The organism is Rhodococcus sp. IEGM 1381, assembly GCF_030056795.1.
Classification (GTDB): Bacteria; Actinomycetota; Actinomycetes; order Mycobacteriales; family Mycobacteriaceae; genus Rhodococcoides.
Genome location: NZ_JASHKQ010000007.1, coordinates 136986 through 151838, shown reverse-complemented (window position 1 = coordinate 151838; position 14853 = coordinate 136986). Strand labels below are relative to the sequence as shown.

At 61.1% G+C, this 14853-nt stretch carries 14 protein-coding genes and 2 pseudogenes; 8 read left to right on the top strand and 8 right to left on the bottom strand.

Annotated features, from left to right (window positions below):
- Positions 1-2 precede the first annotated feature (2 nt).
- Positions 3-647, top strand: coding sequence for a DedA family protein (locus QM797_RS17215; protein WP_283276874.1), 645 nt, complete (start codon positions 3-5; stop codon positions 645-647).
- Positions 648-928: 281 nt separating this feature from the next.
- Here QM797_RS17215 and QM797_RS17210 read toward each other — a convergent pair whose 3' ends face one another.
- Positions 929-1294, bottom strand: a complete 366-nt coding sequence (locus QM797_RS17210; protein ID WP_283276872.1) for a VOC family protein — start codon at positions 1292-1294, stop codon at positions 929-931.
- A 94-nt stretch (positions 1295-1388) separates the two neighbouring features.
- Between QM797_RS17210 and QM797_RS17205 the strand changes: the two genes are divergently transcribed.
- Complete coding sequence (locus tag QM797_RS17205; protein WP_283276870.1) at positions 1389-2354, top strand: helix-turn-helix transcriptional regulator; 966 nt, start codon at positions 1389-1391, stop codon at positions 2352-2354.
- Between the two features lie 564 nt (positions 2355-2918).
- On the opposite strand, the gene QM797_RS17200 is transcribed toward QM797_RS17205, so the two are convergent.
- Positions 2919-3569: a 2'-5' RNA ligase family protein gene (locus tag QM797_RS17200; protein ID WP_283276869.1), complete on the bottom strand. Its 651-nt coding sequence runs from the start codon at positions 3567-3569 to the stop codon at positions 2919-2921.
- Positions 3570-4060: 491 nt separating this feature from the next.
- Between QM797_RS17200 and QM797_RS17195 the strand changes: the two genes are divergently transcribed.
- The gene (locus QM797_RS17195) at positions 4061-4960 is read left to right on the top strand and encodes an alpha/beta fold hydrolase (RefSeq protein ID WP_283276868.1); all 900 of its coding nucleotides are present in this window, start codon (positions 4061-4063) and stop codon (positions 4958-4960) included.
- A gap of 583 nt (positions 4961-5543) precedes the next feature.
- Here the strand turns inward: QM797_RS17195 and QM797_RS17190 are convergent.
- A complete protein-coding gene (locus QM797_RS17190) occupies positions 5544-6740 on the bottom strand; it encodes a hypothetical protein (protein WP_283276867.1) in 1197 nt (398 codons plus the stop codon).
- 248 nt (positions 6741-6988) lie between these two features.
- Here QM797_RS17190 and QM797_RS17185 point away from each other — a divergent pair, with 248 nt between their 5' ends.
- From QM797_RS17185 to QM797_RS17175, 3 genes and pseudogenes are all read left to right on the top strand, one after another.
- Positions 6989-7495 carry an ADP-ribosyltransferase gene (locus tag QM797_RS17185; protein ID WP_283276866.1) on the top strand — a complete coding sequence of 169 codons (507 nt, stop codon included), beginning with the start codon at positions 6989-6991 and terminating at the stop codon, positions 7493-7495.
- A gap of 1 nt (position 7496) precedes the next feature.
- Positions 7497-7667, top strand: a complete 171-nt coding sequence (locus tag QM797_RS17180) for a hypothetical protein (RefSeq protein WP_176457510.1) — start codon at positions 7497-7499, stop codon at positions 7665-7667.
- A 152-nt stretch (positions 7668-7819) separates the two neighbouring features.
- Positions 7820-8117, top strand: a pseudogene (locus tag QM797_RS17175) (IS30 family transposase); the annotation flags it as partial.
- A gap of 97 nt (positions 8118-8214) precedes the next feature.
- On the opposite strand, the gene QM797_RS17170 reads toward QM797_RS17175, so the two are convergent.
- Complete coding sequence (locus QM797_RS17170) at positions 8215-8829, bottom strand: TetR/AcrR family transcriptional regulator (RefSeq protein WP_283276865.1); 615 nt, start codon at positions 8827-8829, stop codon at positions 8215-8217.
- A 75-nt stretch (positions 8830-8904) separates the two neighbouring features.
- Between QM797_RS17170 and QM797_RS17165 the strand changes: the two genes are divergently transcribed.
- A complete protein-coding gene (locus QM797_RS17165) occupies positions 8905-9624 on the top strand; it encodes an SDR family oxidoreductase (RefSeq protein ID WP_283276864.1) in 720 nt (239 codons plus the stop codon).
- Positions 9625-10549: 925 nt separating this feature from the next.
- Here the strand turns inward: QM797_RS17165 and QM797_RS17160 are convergent.
- Positions 10550-11404, bottom strand: a complete 855-nt coding sequence (locus QM797_RS17160; RefSeq protein ID WP_283276863.1) for an alpha/beta fold hydrolase — start codon at positions 11402-11404, stop codon at positions 10550-10552.
- A gap of 5 nt (positions 11405-11409) precedes the next feature.
- Between QM797_RS17160 and QM797_RS17155 the strand changes: the two genes are divergently transcribed.
- Positions 11410-11886, top strand: coding sequence for a MarR family winged helix-turn-helix transcriptional regulator (locus QM797_RS17155; RefSeq protein WP_283276862.1), 477 nt, complete (start codon positions 11410-11412; stop codon positions 11884-11886).
- Between the two features lie 246 nt (positions 11887-12132).
- Here QM797_RS17155 and QM797_RS17150 read toward each other — a convergent pair.
- The 3 genes and pseudogenes from QM797_RS17150 to QM797_RS17140 form a co-directional block, all read right to left on the bottom strand.
- Positions 12133-12461: pseudogene (locus QM797_RS17150) on the bottom strand (ATP-binding protein); the annotation flags it as partial.
- A gap of 6 nt (positions 12462-12467) precedes the next feature.
- A complete protein-coding gene (locus QM797_RS17145) occupies positions 12468-13073 on the bottom strand; it encodes a hypothetical protein (protein ID WP_283276861.1) in 606 nt (201 codons plus the stop codon).
- A 453-nt stretch (positions 13074-13526) separates the two neighbouring features.
- Positions 13527-14753: a hypothetical protein gene (locus QM797_RS17140; RefSeq protein ID WP_283276859.1), complete on the bottom strand. Its 1227-nt coding sequence runs from the start codon at positions 14751-14753 to the stop codon at positions 13527-13529.
- Positions 14754-14853: the final 100 nt, after the last annotated feature.

Genomic DNA, 14853 nt, shown 5'->3' with positions numbered 1-14853 from the left:
AAATGGAGATCAGTGTCCTCACCCTCGTCCTGATCCTCGTGGCCTGTGCGGCTATCGGGTTTCAAGAAACCGGAACGCCATTCGGTCTCGTGTTCCCTACCGCATCAACAATCGGCATCGTGACAGCGGCGGTACCGTCACAATCCTTGGCCTTCGTTTGGGCCGCAATTGTTTTCGGAGCGGTGATAGGTCACAGTGTCGCAGTATTCTTAGGCCGCAGAGCTCCCGAAAGCATCGTCAACACGGTGCGGCAGCGTGTCCCAAAACTTGTTTCAGGGATCAATCGCTACGGTGCAGCAATACTTGTCGTCACCCGCTTCGTTCCAGTCCTTCGCACAATCGCACCGTCGGCGCTCGGGTGTCTCGCAGCGCCTCCTCTACGGAACGTTGTTCCGTTCTCTTTCGCAGGGGCGTGTTTATGGAGCGCGGTGCTGGTCAGCGGAGGCAAAGCGATCACCGAAGCGATGATCGCTACGGGGCTCAGTCGCACAGATGTCGTGGCCTGCACCTTCGGGCTCGCAGCAGCCGGGCTGACTGTCGCCTCGTTTACGCTCTTGCGACACAGATTGAGCGGCACCGCCACTGGCCGGACGCCGGTGGCAGGCAAAGTCGTCCCCTGCAAGAAACTTGCTGCTGAGATGCGGTAGCGGGCTTCGACAGCAGCCAGCCCGGGCTCTCACGTACGACCGAGGGGCGGGGACTGTGGGCGTATCCCCCCAATGAAGTCGAGGAACATATACAGCCGAACAGCATTGTGGCACAGACTATCCGCCACAACTGCAATGCTGCACGCAGAGCGTTCCGGTGCCGACTGGACCCGGTACGCGTCGGTCAGACAGAAGCTCTAGCCGAGGTCAGACGCCGTCTCGTCACTGAGGCCTGCTTATGGTGGCCTTTCTCGAACTCGAACAGAGTCCGGGCGTGCTACTCAGTCGATTGGGGAAACCCGGACGAGGTTGCCGTCGGGGTCCGCGATCACGAACGTCCGGCCGAAGACAGCGTCGTGCGGCTCCCGCACGACGGGCACTCCCTTCGATACCCAATTGGTGAAAATCTCGTCGATCCTCTCCGAGGGTCCGGGCACCATCAGTCCGACCTCGCTCGTGCGAGGGGTACTCGGAACAGCGTGCTCGCTGTAACCCGTCCACAACGCAAACAGAACGCCGGGGGCAACCTCGAAGGCAACGTAGTGGGGACTGGTGAAGGTCGGTTCGATCTCGAACAAGTCGCAATAGAAGGCGGTTGTGGTCTGTATATCGCGGACGCCGATCAGGAACAGGTTCGGTGCAGGCATGGAGGGCTCCTCAACTCGATGATTTTCGGTACCCGTGCATCTGATCGCTTCATCGCGACAGAACCTGTCACCTTTTCTGCGAAGATTGGGCAACATGAAGGCTTCGAGGCTGCTGCATCTCTTGCTGCTCCTGCAGGCCCGTCAGCGCATCACCACCACCGAACTCGCCGAGCGTCTGGAAGTGTCTCGACGGACCGTGCTGCGGGATGTCGAGGCTCTCTCGACGGCAGGTGTGCCTGTCTACGCCGAACGCGGGCGCAATGGGGGGATCGTCTTGCTCCCCGGTGCACGGCTCAACGCATCCCATCTCGAACCCCCAGAGATGGAAGCCCTCTCGATAGCCGGTTTGGACAGCGCACACCTCGAAAGGTTGGGCCTGTCTGCGGTGTGGGGATCGGCCGCGCGCAAGATCGCCGCCCGGCAAGCTGCAGCACCTGAGTCGCCGGACATGCTGGCGCTGGCGGACTTGGTGCTGGTCGACAGCACCGCGTGGTTCGGCGACTCGGAGACAGCGATCGATGTATCGGATCTGGCCGCGACACTTCGATACCGACGTCGACTGCGAATCCAGTACCGGCGCAGCGCCGAAGGTATGGCCTCGACGCGGGTGGTCGACCCGTACGGGATCGTGGCGAAATCAGGCCGCTGGTATCTCGTCGCCGACGACCAGGGGGACGGTCGGCTGTTCGCTCTGGAACGACTCTCGGCCTACGAACAACTCGATGCACCAGCTGCTCTCCGGTCCGGCGAAACCCTCCGCACCAGATGGGCGACGGTGAAGGAACGCACCGAAAGTCAAGGTCGCGTGAGCGTGACCGTCCGCCTGCCAGAAAATGGCCTCGACCTGGCGCGACGCATACTCGGCAACCGCATCCACGACGTCTCCGACGCCGAGAACGGCTGGTGCACCGTCGTCGTCCGCTACCCCGATGTCGAGTCAGTACGTCAGCTCCTGCAGTTCGGCGACCACATCGAGATACTCGCCCCAGACGCAGCACGCGTACGCATCAGTCAGCTCGCCACAGTCCTGGCCGAACGACACTCAACCCCAACCGCGTGACTACCGGTCGTGACGGCCTTCGTTCAAAGCAGGGCACGAGCGAACAATGTGCCGCACAACACATGCAGTGGTTACTGGTAACCCTGCGGATCAAGACTGACTAAGTCTCGTCGACGCCTCCGAAAGAAGCGGTCGCAGATGTGGCTTGCGGCTTACAGGAACACTGATCGGGCGATGGTGGCCACACTGACGCTACCGATCCAAATCCGATCGCCGTCGTCGTCGACGAAGGCGCGCCTCGGTTGAGTGCAGTGCCCTGCGCGACCACGTAGTTCTCCGGGATTTGGTGCTCCGCGCGCAACCAGGTCGCGAACCCTGCTTGGGCGATCTCGGATGGAGTGAACTTCGCGTGTCTCGTCGAAGGTTTTGTGCTGCAACCGCACCGGCGTCTGAGGCTGCTGGGGAAGCGGCTCGTGTCAGCGACGATCGAGGGCGGACCGGGGCGGTCGTTTCGGTGGGTGTTGCACACGACCGACGGTCACGAGCTGTATCGGGGTTTTGGATATCACGAACCCGACTCGACACTGCTGGAGCGCGTTTCGGGCCGGCAGCCACGGCCCGTCGCTACCCACTTGGACTGGGCGTTCCGACGCGTTGACCGCTGAGACTGTGGCTGCTGATCGAATCCCAGGTGTATACCCCTGCCGTCGAGTTCTGATGAACGGCAAGCAAGTGCACCTCATGGATGTGCACGGACAGTGTGAGTGGGTGTTCGCGAGCTGAGTCCAGTCGATCGAACGCTTCGATCAGAGGGGCCGACGGCGTTTCGCTGATGCCGTAGCCCAACGAAACGTGCGGCGCGTGGGGAGGCGGCGGCATCACCGCACCGACGAGGACGGCCGAAACGCAACGCTGTATCGACCCCACAAGGTGATCCCACTCTGCGGTTCGTGTCCCCTCCAGTCCGACCGACTCCGACAAGACGTGAGGCCCGGTCAGGCGGACGTCGAAAGGTGAGATCTGCGCTGTGGTTCGGCTCAACGCCGATTGCAGTCCGGTCAGAGTGTCGAGGGAAACGGTGTTGCGGAATGCAGGAATGCGGCTGACCGTGGCGTGTAGGAAACCGGTGGGCTGCACCGAGCAAACGCCCGTTTCGCATATCGCGTTCTGGACCGGACTGAGAATGGACTCGTCCACCGTCGGAAGTGCATAAACATGCAGAGCGTCCCGCTCCTGCGGCCAATCGGTCATCGCCAGATCGAACAGACTTTTCATCAGTGAGACCCTTCGCAGATTCGGTGGATGTTTGCCGGGGGTGCCCAGTCACCCTAGTTTGGTTCGCCTATCGGGCCATGCTGTGAGTGTTCGCAGTCCTCGAATTCCGTACCAACGGTCGAGAACTCGCCGGTCGTGTTCTCGACGCGAGCAGAACGACACGTTGGAGCACGGAGAGCATGGGGTATCCGTCAGGAGTGATGCGTTCCGTCCCTCGCTTCGGAGCGACATTGCGGTCGACGCGGCGAGAAGGCCCACGAAACGGCCGGTTTGACGGAGGGTGCGTATGTGGAGCCATACGAGAATTTCCAGCGCCCGAGGTGCTTCCGCGCAATGGGATCGCCACAGGTGCGAAACCCATCGGCAGGGCCTACATCGGCCGAGGCGTGACCAAGCTCCTAACCCGCCGCGTCGAACGCGCAGTGAAAAGCAGTGCAGGTTTTTAGCTATTGCGGACAGGATCCGACCTATTCGGCTGGTGCGATTGCGCCATGACCAATCAAGTGACACCGCTACTATCCGCGCCCCAGGCGACCTCTGCCGCGCTGAGCGTCGGCGGACACACCATCGGCTACGACGTAGCCGGCGAAGGACCCTCAGTTCTTTTGCTGCACGGATTTCCCCAGACACGACGAGCTTGGCGCGCGGTGCTGCCCGCACTCGCAGCAGACCACCACGTCATCGCTGCGGACCTTCCCGGGTACGGCACGAGCGAACGACTCGGTGAGGGCGCAGACGGATTCGTGAAGCGAAAAGTGGCAAACCATCTCGTGGATTTCATGGCTGAATTGGGCCATGACCGGTTCGCGGTTGTAGGTCACGACCGTGGGGCGCTGATCGCGTTTCGCGCGGCTATGGATCACCCCGATACAATCACCCACCTCGGTGTTCTCGACATCATTCCGACCATCGACAACTGGGCAGCGCTGGCCGGTCCGGGCGGTGTTTTCGCCTTCCACCTCTACCTACTCGCCCAACCCACCGACCTACCCGAACGCATGATCGGTGCAGACCCCGACACCTTCTTCGGACACTTCCTAGACCACTGGACCACAGTCGCCGACTCGATCCCCCAGGACACCCGGGAGCACTACCTCGCACACACTCGATCGTCTGACGCCATCCACGCGATATGCGACGACTACCGAGCAAGCGCATTCCTCGACACTGCCGACGACCTCGCCGATCAACAGGCAGGGAGGCGTCTGACGATGCCTGCCTATGCTGCGTGGCAGGACCCGGGCGACATCCAACTACCGTTCGACCCGGCGACTATCTGGGCGGCCTGGGCTACCGACCTGGACACCGACGTCATTTCCTGCGGACATTTCCTACCCGAGGAAGCCTCCGATGCAGTCACAAACGGAATCAGACGACTACTGGCGAGGTGACCACGCCACCACGATCTCCGAACGCCGCCAATCGAAGCGACGAACGAGTAATCCTCCTCCAGAAAGCGCCCTACCTGAAAGACAACTCGTCCCTACATCAAAATGTCTCGCGACCAGTAGGACTCGTCACCATCTAATACGTCGCGTTACCGGTAAATTATCGTTATGAATTAGGCCTGCCGTCTCGCCGCGCCGGTCGGCCGGGCGGCTTTTGCGGAACATGACGAAAAGCAGTGCCAACAGGAGCGATGCGGCGAGGCACAGCATCACGAATGAGCCGACCGAGTCGCGGAAGAGGGTGGAGTCCTCCTTGGGCGGCTGCGTCGTCGACTGTCACGTCACGCGGTAGCCGGCGGGGTCGTCGGTTCCCCCGACTGCGAGCCGTCATCGCTAAACTCGGATACCAACCGCTTCTTCGCCTCCTCGGCCGCCACCTGGTCAACCTTCCGCTGGTCCAAAAACATCTTGCCCGCAACAAGACCGATGCCCATGAGTGCTGCATAGTTAACGGCTCGCCGAGGGGATCGGCGAGCCAAGGGCCGGGTCTGAGCGAGCATGCGAGTGGGTCGGCCGCAGGCCTGCTTCATCTTGAACGCGCTTCCAGGGCGCGCCGAGCGGCTGCAAGTTCGTGTTGCTCGAAGGAGTCGTTGGCGTATTCGAGTGCAACGTCGACTATCTCGGCGATAAACGCAGCGTCGGTATCGGTGCCGGGCGACAACCGGAACTTGTCGGTGCGGTCGTACTGCGAGTTGCTGGACCCCATATGGAGGTCTGATTCTGCAAGTTTCGCGTGGAAATGGTCCGCCCAGAACGGTGGAGGTGCTGGTCGATATGTCACTTCGGCGATCAGCCCTTCTGAGGGGACATCGAAGTCATTCGGCACGACCCTTACGTCGCTTACGCGCTCAATTCGCTTCCAGGTCCTGACGGTGCGGGCCTCGAGGACTTCGAGGAATTCGGCGTCGGTCTGCAGAGGCTCGAGGCCTCTGGTGAAGCCATGACGTTGCGCCTCAAGGTTCGTCATTCGTCGAATCTGCTGTGGGGGCTGAAACCTGTCAGGTGTACGGATTTTAACGGCCTCGCTGGTAGTGATGCGCTCAATGGCCCCGCCCAGCTTTTGACGCCAGCGCCTCCCACTGGCGTCGGTGTACTCGACTACGAACTGAACGCCGTCAGCGCCGGTGGTGTGGACTGTCACGAGAGTGAACCAAAGGTGGTCCTCGGTGTGATCGCGGTACGGGGTGAGCTCCTCGCCGCTTGGGATGAACTCGTGCAGGCGGTTGTCTTTGGCGACGAGCTCGGCCGTCCGGTGTTCGACCTCGCCGTCTGCTCCGTTGGGTGCCTCAACGAATGGCACGGAAACATCAAAGAACGTGTCCTTACTGCGGTTCTCGATCCGGTAGGTGGGTAGAGACTCAAGCGAGAGCTCGCCCTCCACTTTGTAGATCGTCAGAAGCCGCGCTTGCGCCATCTCGTCGTCCTGGCGGAGCCGGCCCGCTTCGCGGCGGTCGAATCGGGTGTGTGCACTGGAAACGGAGATGCTAGCGGCAGCGATGAGGAAGGCCGCCGCCGTCCCGAGGCCTCCGGCCCAGGTGCCCCACGCGATAAACCAGTTCGAGGTGATGTCATCTGCGTCGTATATGGCTTTGACAATGGTGAGAACTCCAAAGGCAACAGCAAATAGAAGAACGCTTAAGCAGACGCCGAGAAGGACCGCTCGAAACGTTTGCTCTTCGGGCAGACTTCGCTCGCTGTCTGAGCTTCCGCTACGTCCGATCATCGACGAATGGTAGACGAGTCGTTGAGGCCGTCCGCCCAGCCGGTGGCGTCGAGATTCGCGTCCACAGAAGAACGCGCCGCAGAGGTGCCCTTTGCTGTGATCCCGATTGCAGCGCACGGCCTGGGCGCGCCTGGTGGCCGTACTCGGAGTCAGTCGTCAAGATTCGAGTTGTGCAGCCATCAAGTCCTGAACAGAAGAACGACCATCCTTTCCCGAGCGAGTACACGCTGGTTCAGGATTTTGGTTTGTTGACCGACGCCGAGCGCGACGTCGTGGCTGACTACACCCTTGGGTCGTACCTAGAAATAAACGAGGCGCTGCGCGGGCGGCGCGCTATGACGGATGAGACCCAAGCGAAAGTCGACCTTCTGAGGTCGGCGTTGTCGAAGTTTCCACTTGAGAGCACGTGGCGAGTTTCGCGCGAGACTGAGCTTGCCGACTTCGGCCTTGAGCCTGGTCAGACACCCGCGAGTCTGGTGGGAGAGGTCGTACAGGAGCTTGGATTTCTATCGGTGAGCGGACTGCGCCGCCCTCCTCGGATAGTCGAGCGCAAGGTTCCGGTGTGGCTTGATCTATACGTCACGGCAGGTGTCCCGGCTCTCTACTTGTCTGAGGCGCTCACCAGGGCGTCCGACCATGAGCGGGAGATGCTTATCGTGGACGCTCGCGAAGTGTTCGTGACCGGCGTAAGTTGGGACACGGAGAACGAGCTCTGGGTCTTACAAGGCCTCCTGACCAGCGAGGATGGTGAATGACGTGTCGGCTTTGACGAACGATCGTCTGGACCTTCGGCGAGTCAAGAAGACGCCGGAGCAGATACAGCGACTGCATGCCAAAGCGAGGAAAGAGCTCGGCACCGAAGCACCGGTGGCGGCGAGCCGCGTCTCGAAGGTTCGCGAGGCCGGCAAGCCGGGTAAGCGCTCTTAGGTTCCGGTGCTCTTAGGTTCCGGTGGGTGGCGAGCGACGAGCTAGCGACCTATCGTCAAATTTGATGCGCTAAGCAGCATAAATGCCATAATATCCGTTACCGGTAAATGCCTCGTGTGCGAAAGCGGTTCGCGCACACGTGTTTCCTCACGTTGCCGCCCCTGCTTCGGGGGTCGCTGACATGGGACCAGGGCGTGGAGATGCGCGATTGAAAGAGCGTCGCGATGGCCACCGACATCGACGTCTACTTCTGCGACCCACAGCCTCTGGCAGCGCGGCACCAACGAGAACACCGATGGCTTGGTGCGCCAGTACTTCGCCAAGGGAACCGACCTGTCAGTCCACACCGCCGAGCACCTCGACATCGTTGCCGCCACGCTGGACCGACCCCGCAACCGGCTAGATTTCGCCAAGCCGATCGAGAAGATCGGACTACTCCTGTTGCGATGACCGCAAGGATCCGCCGTTCGCCGTACGGGATCTGGCCGACCGGAGGCACGTCATGGCACCGCGCCTACACCGCCCGGTCTGGGGAAGGGGAGCTCAGCTAGCGGAGCGCGGGGAGCATGACGTCGTCGATAAGGGCGGCGAAGAACGCCCGGTTGACCGGTCCCTGGCCGGTGTTCAGGCGGTGGGTGCTCATCGCGGGGATCACCTCGGCGAGGAGCGGGAATGCCGGGGCCCGCTCGCGGGGGACCTGTCCACGGTCGACCGCGCGCTCGAGGATGCTGCGGTAGATCTCCAGATAGGGCGTCGCGACCTTCGACCGCACGGCATCGGCGACGGGCTGCGAGCTTCGTGCAGCGGCGGCTAGGCCGGTGAGGATCGTGAGCCGTCGGTCGGGGCCACCGAGCCACGGGGAGTCGATGACGGACAGCAGGTCTGAGCGCAGGGATCCCCGGTCCGGCGGATGGTCGATTTCGGGGGGTGCTCCGATGGAGTTAATCGCGGCCACGACAAGATCGTCTTTCGTCGCCCACCGGCGGTAGAGCGTTGTCTTGGCCTTGCCAGTGCGGGCGGCGACGCCGTCGAGGGTGACGCGTTCGTAGGGCCGTTCGGAGAGCAGGTCCAGGGTGGTCGTCAGGATCAGCGCGTCGGTCGAGTGGTCGAACGGCCGGCCGGGCCTGGCGTTGCCACGCGACCCGAGATTGGGGGTCTGCACCAGCCCACCGTAGGCCACGCGCGGGGTTACACTACGAATCGGTAGCGTTAATGTTCGCTGGAGCGAGGAGCGGTTTTGGATATCAAAGGTTCGGTTGTTGTGATCACGGGTGCGTCCTCCGGCATTGGGGCGGCGACGGCGCGCGCGGCGGCAGCGGCCGGTGCCCGCGTGGTCCTCGCCGCCCGCCGGGAGGACCGAGTGCGGGCGCTGGCGGCGGAGCTCGACGGCGCGATCGCGGTGCGGTGCGACGTCACCGACCAGGCGCAGGTGACTGCGCTGGCACAGGCCGCACTCGACGCGTTCGGGCGTATCGACGTGCTAGTCAACAACGCCGGCCAGGGCCTGCAGGCCGAGTTGGAGCAGCTCTCCCTCGACGACTTCCGTGCGGTGCTCGAGCTGAACCTGGTGGCCCCGCTGGCTGTGATGCAAGCCGTGCTGCCGACCATGCGGCGACAAAATTCGGGCAGCATCGTCAACGTCAGCTCCGGGACGACCTTCGCCGACGTGCCGGGCACGGGCGGCTACGTAGCCTCGAAGATCGCCCTCGAGCGCCTGACCGCGATTGCCCGAAACGAGCTCGAGGGGACGGGGGTGACCGTCTCCGCGATGATCCCCTTCGCCACGAGCACCGAGTTCATACTCTCGATCCGCGCGGGCCGCGCAGACGCCGAAGCCATGACCGCTGGCGCGGCCTTCGATACCCCCGAACAGGTCGCCGACGCCATCCTCGAGCTGATTCACAGCGGTGCGCCCCAGAAAGACCTCGTCCCCGCGGCCTACGGTGGGACCCGCTGACGCACTGGGTCGCGTTTACCCAACAACCTTGAGTTCCGATCAACGATCGGTGTGGGAACGGTTCGGGGACGGTGCGATCACGCAGACTCGCGTCACCAGCGGAAACAGCGGACGGCTTCACAGAAGCCCGAGACATAATCTACGTTACCGGCTCCGAATCGCTTGCCTGACAGTGTGATTACGGGCCCAACGACAGCACATGCTCGATCCCAAGACCACCGCAGTGCAACTTCCACAAGACGAGCTGTGACCCCACACCTGAACTGCAGAAATCTACTTCCCGATATCCGATTGTGGCACAACGGCTTTGGTTACTGGTGGAAGCTCACCGCGATCAATTCCAGAGCACTGGATCATCAGGCGGCGATCTGTCGTGCGAATGTAGGCAGCGTGCCAGTACGTTGGTCCGCGGTGTTGGAGCAAGCCGGCGTTGTCCTCCTGGCGGCGGGGTTGGCAGCCCTACTAGCGCCCTTGGCTCTCTCCTCGACGTCATCCACGCGTGCGCATCGGAACGAGATTTAGGCCAATTGGTCGCAGTCAGATACGTCGCGTTACCGGTAAACTAGGACTAGTGAAGCGTTGGCAAAAATCTTTGATGTTGTTTGTCTGATTCGGAACTAGTTGGACGTAATCGAGGAACATGAGAGCTGGGTGACGAAACGCCTTGGCTGCACTAACTGACCGCGTAGTAGCAACGATTCGACGCACAATAATCATCCCTAATCCGACTCATCGCGATGGATCTGGAAATGAGTCGCAGGAATTACTAGACCCGACGGTTCTGGGGCCGGAGCCGACACACAGGTTACGAGACGCCAGAATTTATCGATTCGAGCTGAATGGAGCCCCAACTGCCCGCAATCCCAACCGCAAACGCACGAGGGTGTCGGCCGATCCATTTGCGAGGTGTGCGGTGCCGGGTCGCTCATAGTTGGGCGAGGTGCGAGGTAATTGCTTTCCAGACTTGCTCGGGTGCTTCCTCGGGCGCGAAGTGTCCCGCGCTTTCGATGGTGCCCGTGTTCAAGTTCGTCAGGCCAGCGTTGCGGAATCCGGTCGCGTAGTCGGCGAGGTTCCCACCTTCGCTGCTGCCGCGCAGGTAGAGGGTTGGCGTGGAGATCTCATCGGTAGAGCGGTTGTTGTCGTCTGCGTCTGTGCGGAAAGCGCGGTAGAACTCGAATCCCTGCGTTAGGGCCCCCGGGTCGGTGTAGCTCGCCGCGTACCGGTTACGTGCCGGCTCCGGTATGGCCTCCGGATTGGCGGAGATGGCGTCGTAGAAGTAATCGAAGTAGGACCGAACGTTGTTTTGCACGAGTTTCTCGGGTAGCGCCGGTATGGAGTGGAAGGCGAAGTGCCAGATGTAGGGGTTCGTCAGCGCGCTCTCCCAGGGTGGGATGCCGGGGATGACGGTGTCCATGATGATGGCGCTGCGAAGTGTCAGGAATTGTTTCAGGTAGGCGAAGGTGACCATACCGCCGGCGTCGTGTCCGACGAGTGTGACGTTCTGCAGGTCGAGTGCAGTGATGAGTTCGTGGATCAAGCCAGCTAGGTAGAACTTGTCACCTCGTGGGGCAACCAGGCGTGAGCCGCCGACGCCTGGCAGATCGAGGGCGATGCACCGGTACTTATCACCGGCCAGTTCCATGATCTGGGTCCAAGCAGACCAGTCCTCGGGCCAGCCGTGCAAAAAGACGATCGGGTCCGCGGAAACCGGGCCGGACTCGACCACATGGATAGTTCCATCGGAGATAGGGACTCGAGTGTGGTGGAGTCTGGTACACATAAATCATGTCTACCATACGGAGTGCGGGTCTCCCGCAGCGCAAGGACGGCACGCCTGGTTATGAACACGGCGGCGGGTTCTTGCTCGCACGCTTGGGCGCAATGGCGGAAGGCAATTGGAAGATAGTCATTACCGAGGTGGGCCTCACTCAGGCGGAGTTCACGATCCTCACGGTGCTCAGCGAGGGGGCCCGTCTGAGGCAACGTGACGTGGCGGGCAGAGCGGCGATCGACGCACGAAACGCCGTGCCCACCGTTTCAGGTCTGACCGGTCGTGGTCTGTTACTGGTCGAACCGGACATAGGTGACGCCCGAGCGAAGATGCTTCGCATCAGCAGCAAGGGGACGAGTCTGATGGAAACGATCACGGATCGGCTACGGTCGGAAAAATCCGACTTCTTCTCGCCACTCAGCTCGGCCGAGTACTCGCACCTATGCGAACTGCTGAGTCGCGTCTACCGCGCACGCATCGACGGAACGTGAAATACCCTCCCCGCAAGACGGACGGTCAGCGGGCACATTTCCCTATTCGCAGGGATCTCAAAAACTTACTGTTGGGGGGTGCGTGAACGGACCCTGAATGGCGCAGTCGGTCTGAGACAACGATCTAGTGGCCCACTAAATCAAGAATGAGCGTGCTCAACGATGGGTTCAGACGCTGGCATGACGAGGCTCAGCGAAATTCCCCAACCGCGCTCACTGAGATTCCCTACTCGTGAGCGGTCTTCACTATAGCGGTTGACGGGTCCCGGTGACGGTTTCCGGAGTTGCTCCGATCGTGCGTGGTGTTCACGGAGCCGGTAGCAACCACCGGACATGTCGAGGACTACCGATCGATGTAAGAGGAGATTGGGCACGGCTGCTGCGACGGTGTCATCACCGAGAACCGTTCCCCACGAACCGACACCACGATTACCGGCAATCACGATCGATGTCTTCATTCACCGTTGCGAGACAACTTGAAACATGGCTGAGGCTGATTCTCCCGGTTGTGGAACGTAGCCGAGTTCGTCGATACCGACCAGTGTCGGGCCGGCATAGAACCGCGTCGTCTCCCATGACCGTCAATCTTTGTCAAATACTTGGTGCCGTTGGCTTGCTCGGCGGACTGTTTTCCCGGCAGGTCGACGGGCTGCGCGGCGTCGCCGCTTAATTTCATTCCAACGATACTCGTATTCGGCATGCCGGATCGAACCATCGAGCAGCCAGCACTCGTCACACGTAATGCTCTCGATGGACGGTGCCGTACTAGACGCCACCAATATTGCAGAGATACGGTGCGCGGTTTGCGCGTCCACCACAGCCATGTGAACTAGGTGCAGAAGTGTAGCGATGACTACTGTCGGTGCCGATTCCTTGTGCCGAATCACGACATCGTAGGGAGACAGTGCGGCAAGCGGGTCTTCGCGTATACGCACGACCAGATCCGCGATCCCGTCTGCGACGACTCTGTGGGCCTTTCTTTGGTCTGCGGCTTCGTTGCCTGCGTGCCAGTACGCTCCGTCGTACTCCAGTCCGATCGTGTCACCGCCCGCCGTGCGGAAACGCATGTCCAAGTGCATTCTCCCGTCGCTCGGTAGCTTCAAATCTTGCTCGCCGCCTCCGAGAACAAAATTCAGCAAGTCGAAAATCTGCGTTTCCAGACGTGAGGACCGCGGCTGGTCGCCCACGCATGCACGACAACTATCACCTCTGAAGTATCGACCGCGTGCAGATCCTGACCAATGTCCTCGCATACGGCGAAAATACTTGGTGGTACCGACACACTTCGCGATCAGCCAGCAAGTTGGCCAGATTGAATCCGAGCAACAACTGAATCGCGGCACGGTTGAGACAATCGATGTCAAGGCATCTAACGTTACCGTCAAGGTTCCACGGCCGCCGCGCCATACGAACGTCATGTGTTGACAGTGTTCGCCGGCAAATTCCACGATCTGTGTTTCCGCGCAAGCAGGCTTGAGGTTGTACCTGATGCACTGTTGTTCTCCGACTAGCCGCTTCCACTCGTGGGCTTCCAGTGACGACACCGGTGTAATTTCACCACCAACGCGAGCCATTGGCGCATCTGGTGCTGGACAACGCGCAGTTTTGAGGGATTGCCGTTGCGCAACGCGCGCGGACGTTCAGTTCGAAGTGGCTCGCTCGGAGTCGGCCTGCACACCGTCGGCGCGCAGAGCCGTGACCAGCTGGCTCAGGGTCGTGAAGACGTTCTCGGGTCGTCCGAGTGTGCGTTGGGCCTCTCGGAGTTGTGTGCCGGTATGAGTTTCGGCGCAGACGTAGTCTGCGTAGCCGGCGGCGCTGGACAGGTGAAACATGTCGACTAGGTCGTTGCGTCGCCATTTATTTCTGTGGTCGATGAAACGCCGAACGAACAGTTCGGAGACAAGCCCAACCATGGGCGAGTCAGCGAACATTCGCGTCAAATCGGTGTCACTGAAGGTGGGGAAGTCGTTGGATTTGGTTAGCCGGCGGTAGGCAGTGGTGTAGAAGCCGATGTTTTCGTTCCAGTAGCGGCGTCGTGCGAGTTGGCGGCGTTGTTCTTTCGGTAGACGCGTCGCGCGGATTTGCGCGGTGATGGTTTCGTGGTGGCGTACCCAATTTGTGACCGGGTCTTTTTCAATTGTCTTGGGGTCGATGAGTTGACTCAGAATGACGCTCGGCATGGTCAGCATCGCCATGAACTTGTCGATGTTGGGTGTTTCGTCGGTGATGCTGAGGGACGTGTCCCTTCCGAATAACGCGCCGGGTTCGGTAACGATGGGGTGTAGGACGGGTGAGTCCTTGGTGAGTCCCAAGTGCAGTCGGATGGAGCGGTCGACCTCGTGCTTCCACAGGTCGAGCGGGTGCCTGATTTGCCATCCGCCGGCGAGGCGTGCCATGGCCAGACCAATCTCATAGCGTAGTTCGCCTTGCAGCCCAGCCGTTTCGAGGAGGTGTCCAGTTGAGAGGGGCAAGACTATGCCGGCGTCGCAGGCAAGAAATATGAGCTCCTCAGCCGCGTGTCGTTCGTCGATGTTTTCCACGCGTAGCGGGTCGTTCATAGCGTCAGCGACGGTTCGCCATCGATTTTGGTCCAGATAGACGGATGGTCGGCCTTTCAGAGCGGGTGGGGATGTCGGGTTGAATCCCTCTGTAATGATGAGGTCGTTCCTGGTCGTGGTCGACAGGATCCACCACTTTTCCCAATCGAATGTCGAGGTCGCAACCGGGGAGTTGGTTGGCCGGTATTCGGTGTCGAGTTCGGCGTCGTGAACCTCCCCGCTTTGGTACACGATTCGCAAGGTGCCGGTCTGGTAGTCGACGTGCCAGTACTTGAAACTATCTGCGGATACGACAAACGATTCGTCCACGAGCGCAGGCTACCCGCGGGGTCCGCCACAGACGGTCAGGGCGCGTCCGGCTTTCACAAGCGATCACGCCTCAGCTTTACCAGTCTCGTGGCCCGAAATT

Bases quoted from the DNA above. Each gene is read 5' to 3' on its own strand.
- QM797_RS17215 (WP_283276874.1), top strand. From the start codon at position 3: ATGGAGATCAGTGTCCTCACCCTCGTCCTGATCCTCGTGGCCTGTGCG.
- QM797_RS17210 (WP_283276872.1), bottom strand. From the start codon at position 1,294: ATGCCTGCACCGAACCTGTTCCTGATCGGCGTCCGCGATATACAGACC.
- QM797_RS17205 (WP_283276870.1), top strand. From the start codon at position 1,389: ATGAAGGCTTCGAGGCTGCTGCATCTCTTGCTGCTCCTGCAGGCCCGT.
- QM797_RS17200 (WP_283276869.1), bottom strand. From the start codon at position 3,569: ATGAAAAGTCTGTTCGATCTGGCGATGACCGATTGGCCGCAGGAGCGG.
- QM797_RS17195 (WP_283276868.1), top strand. From the start codon at position 4,061: ATGACCAATCAAGTGACACCGCTACTATCCGCGCCCCAGGCGACCTCT.
- QM797_RS17190 (WP_283276867.1), bottom strand. From the start codon at position 6,740: ATGATCGGACGTAGCGGAAGCTCAGACAGCGAGCGAAGTCTGCCCGAA.
- QM797_RS17160 (WP_283276863.1), bottom strand. From the start codon at position 11,404: ATGTGTACCAGACTCCACCACACTCGAGTCCCTATCTCCGATGGAACT.
- QM797_RS17155 (WP_283276862.1), top strand. From the start codon at position 11,410: ATGTCTACCATACGGAGTGCGGGTCTCCCGCAGCGCAAGGACGGCACG.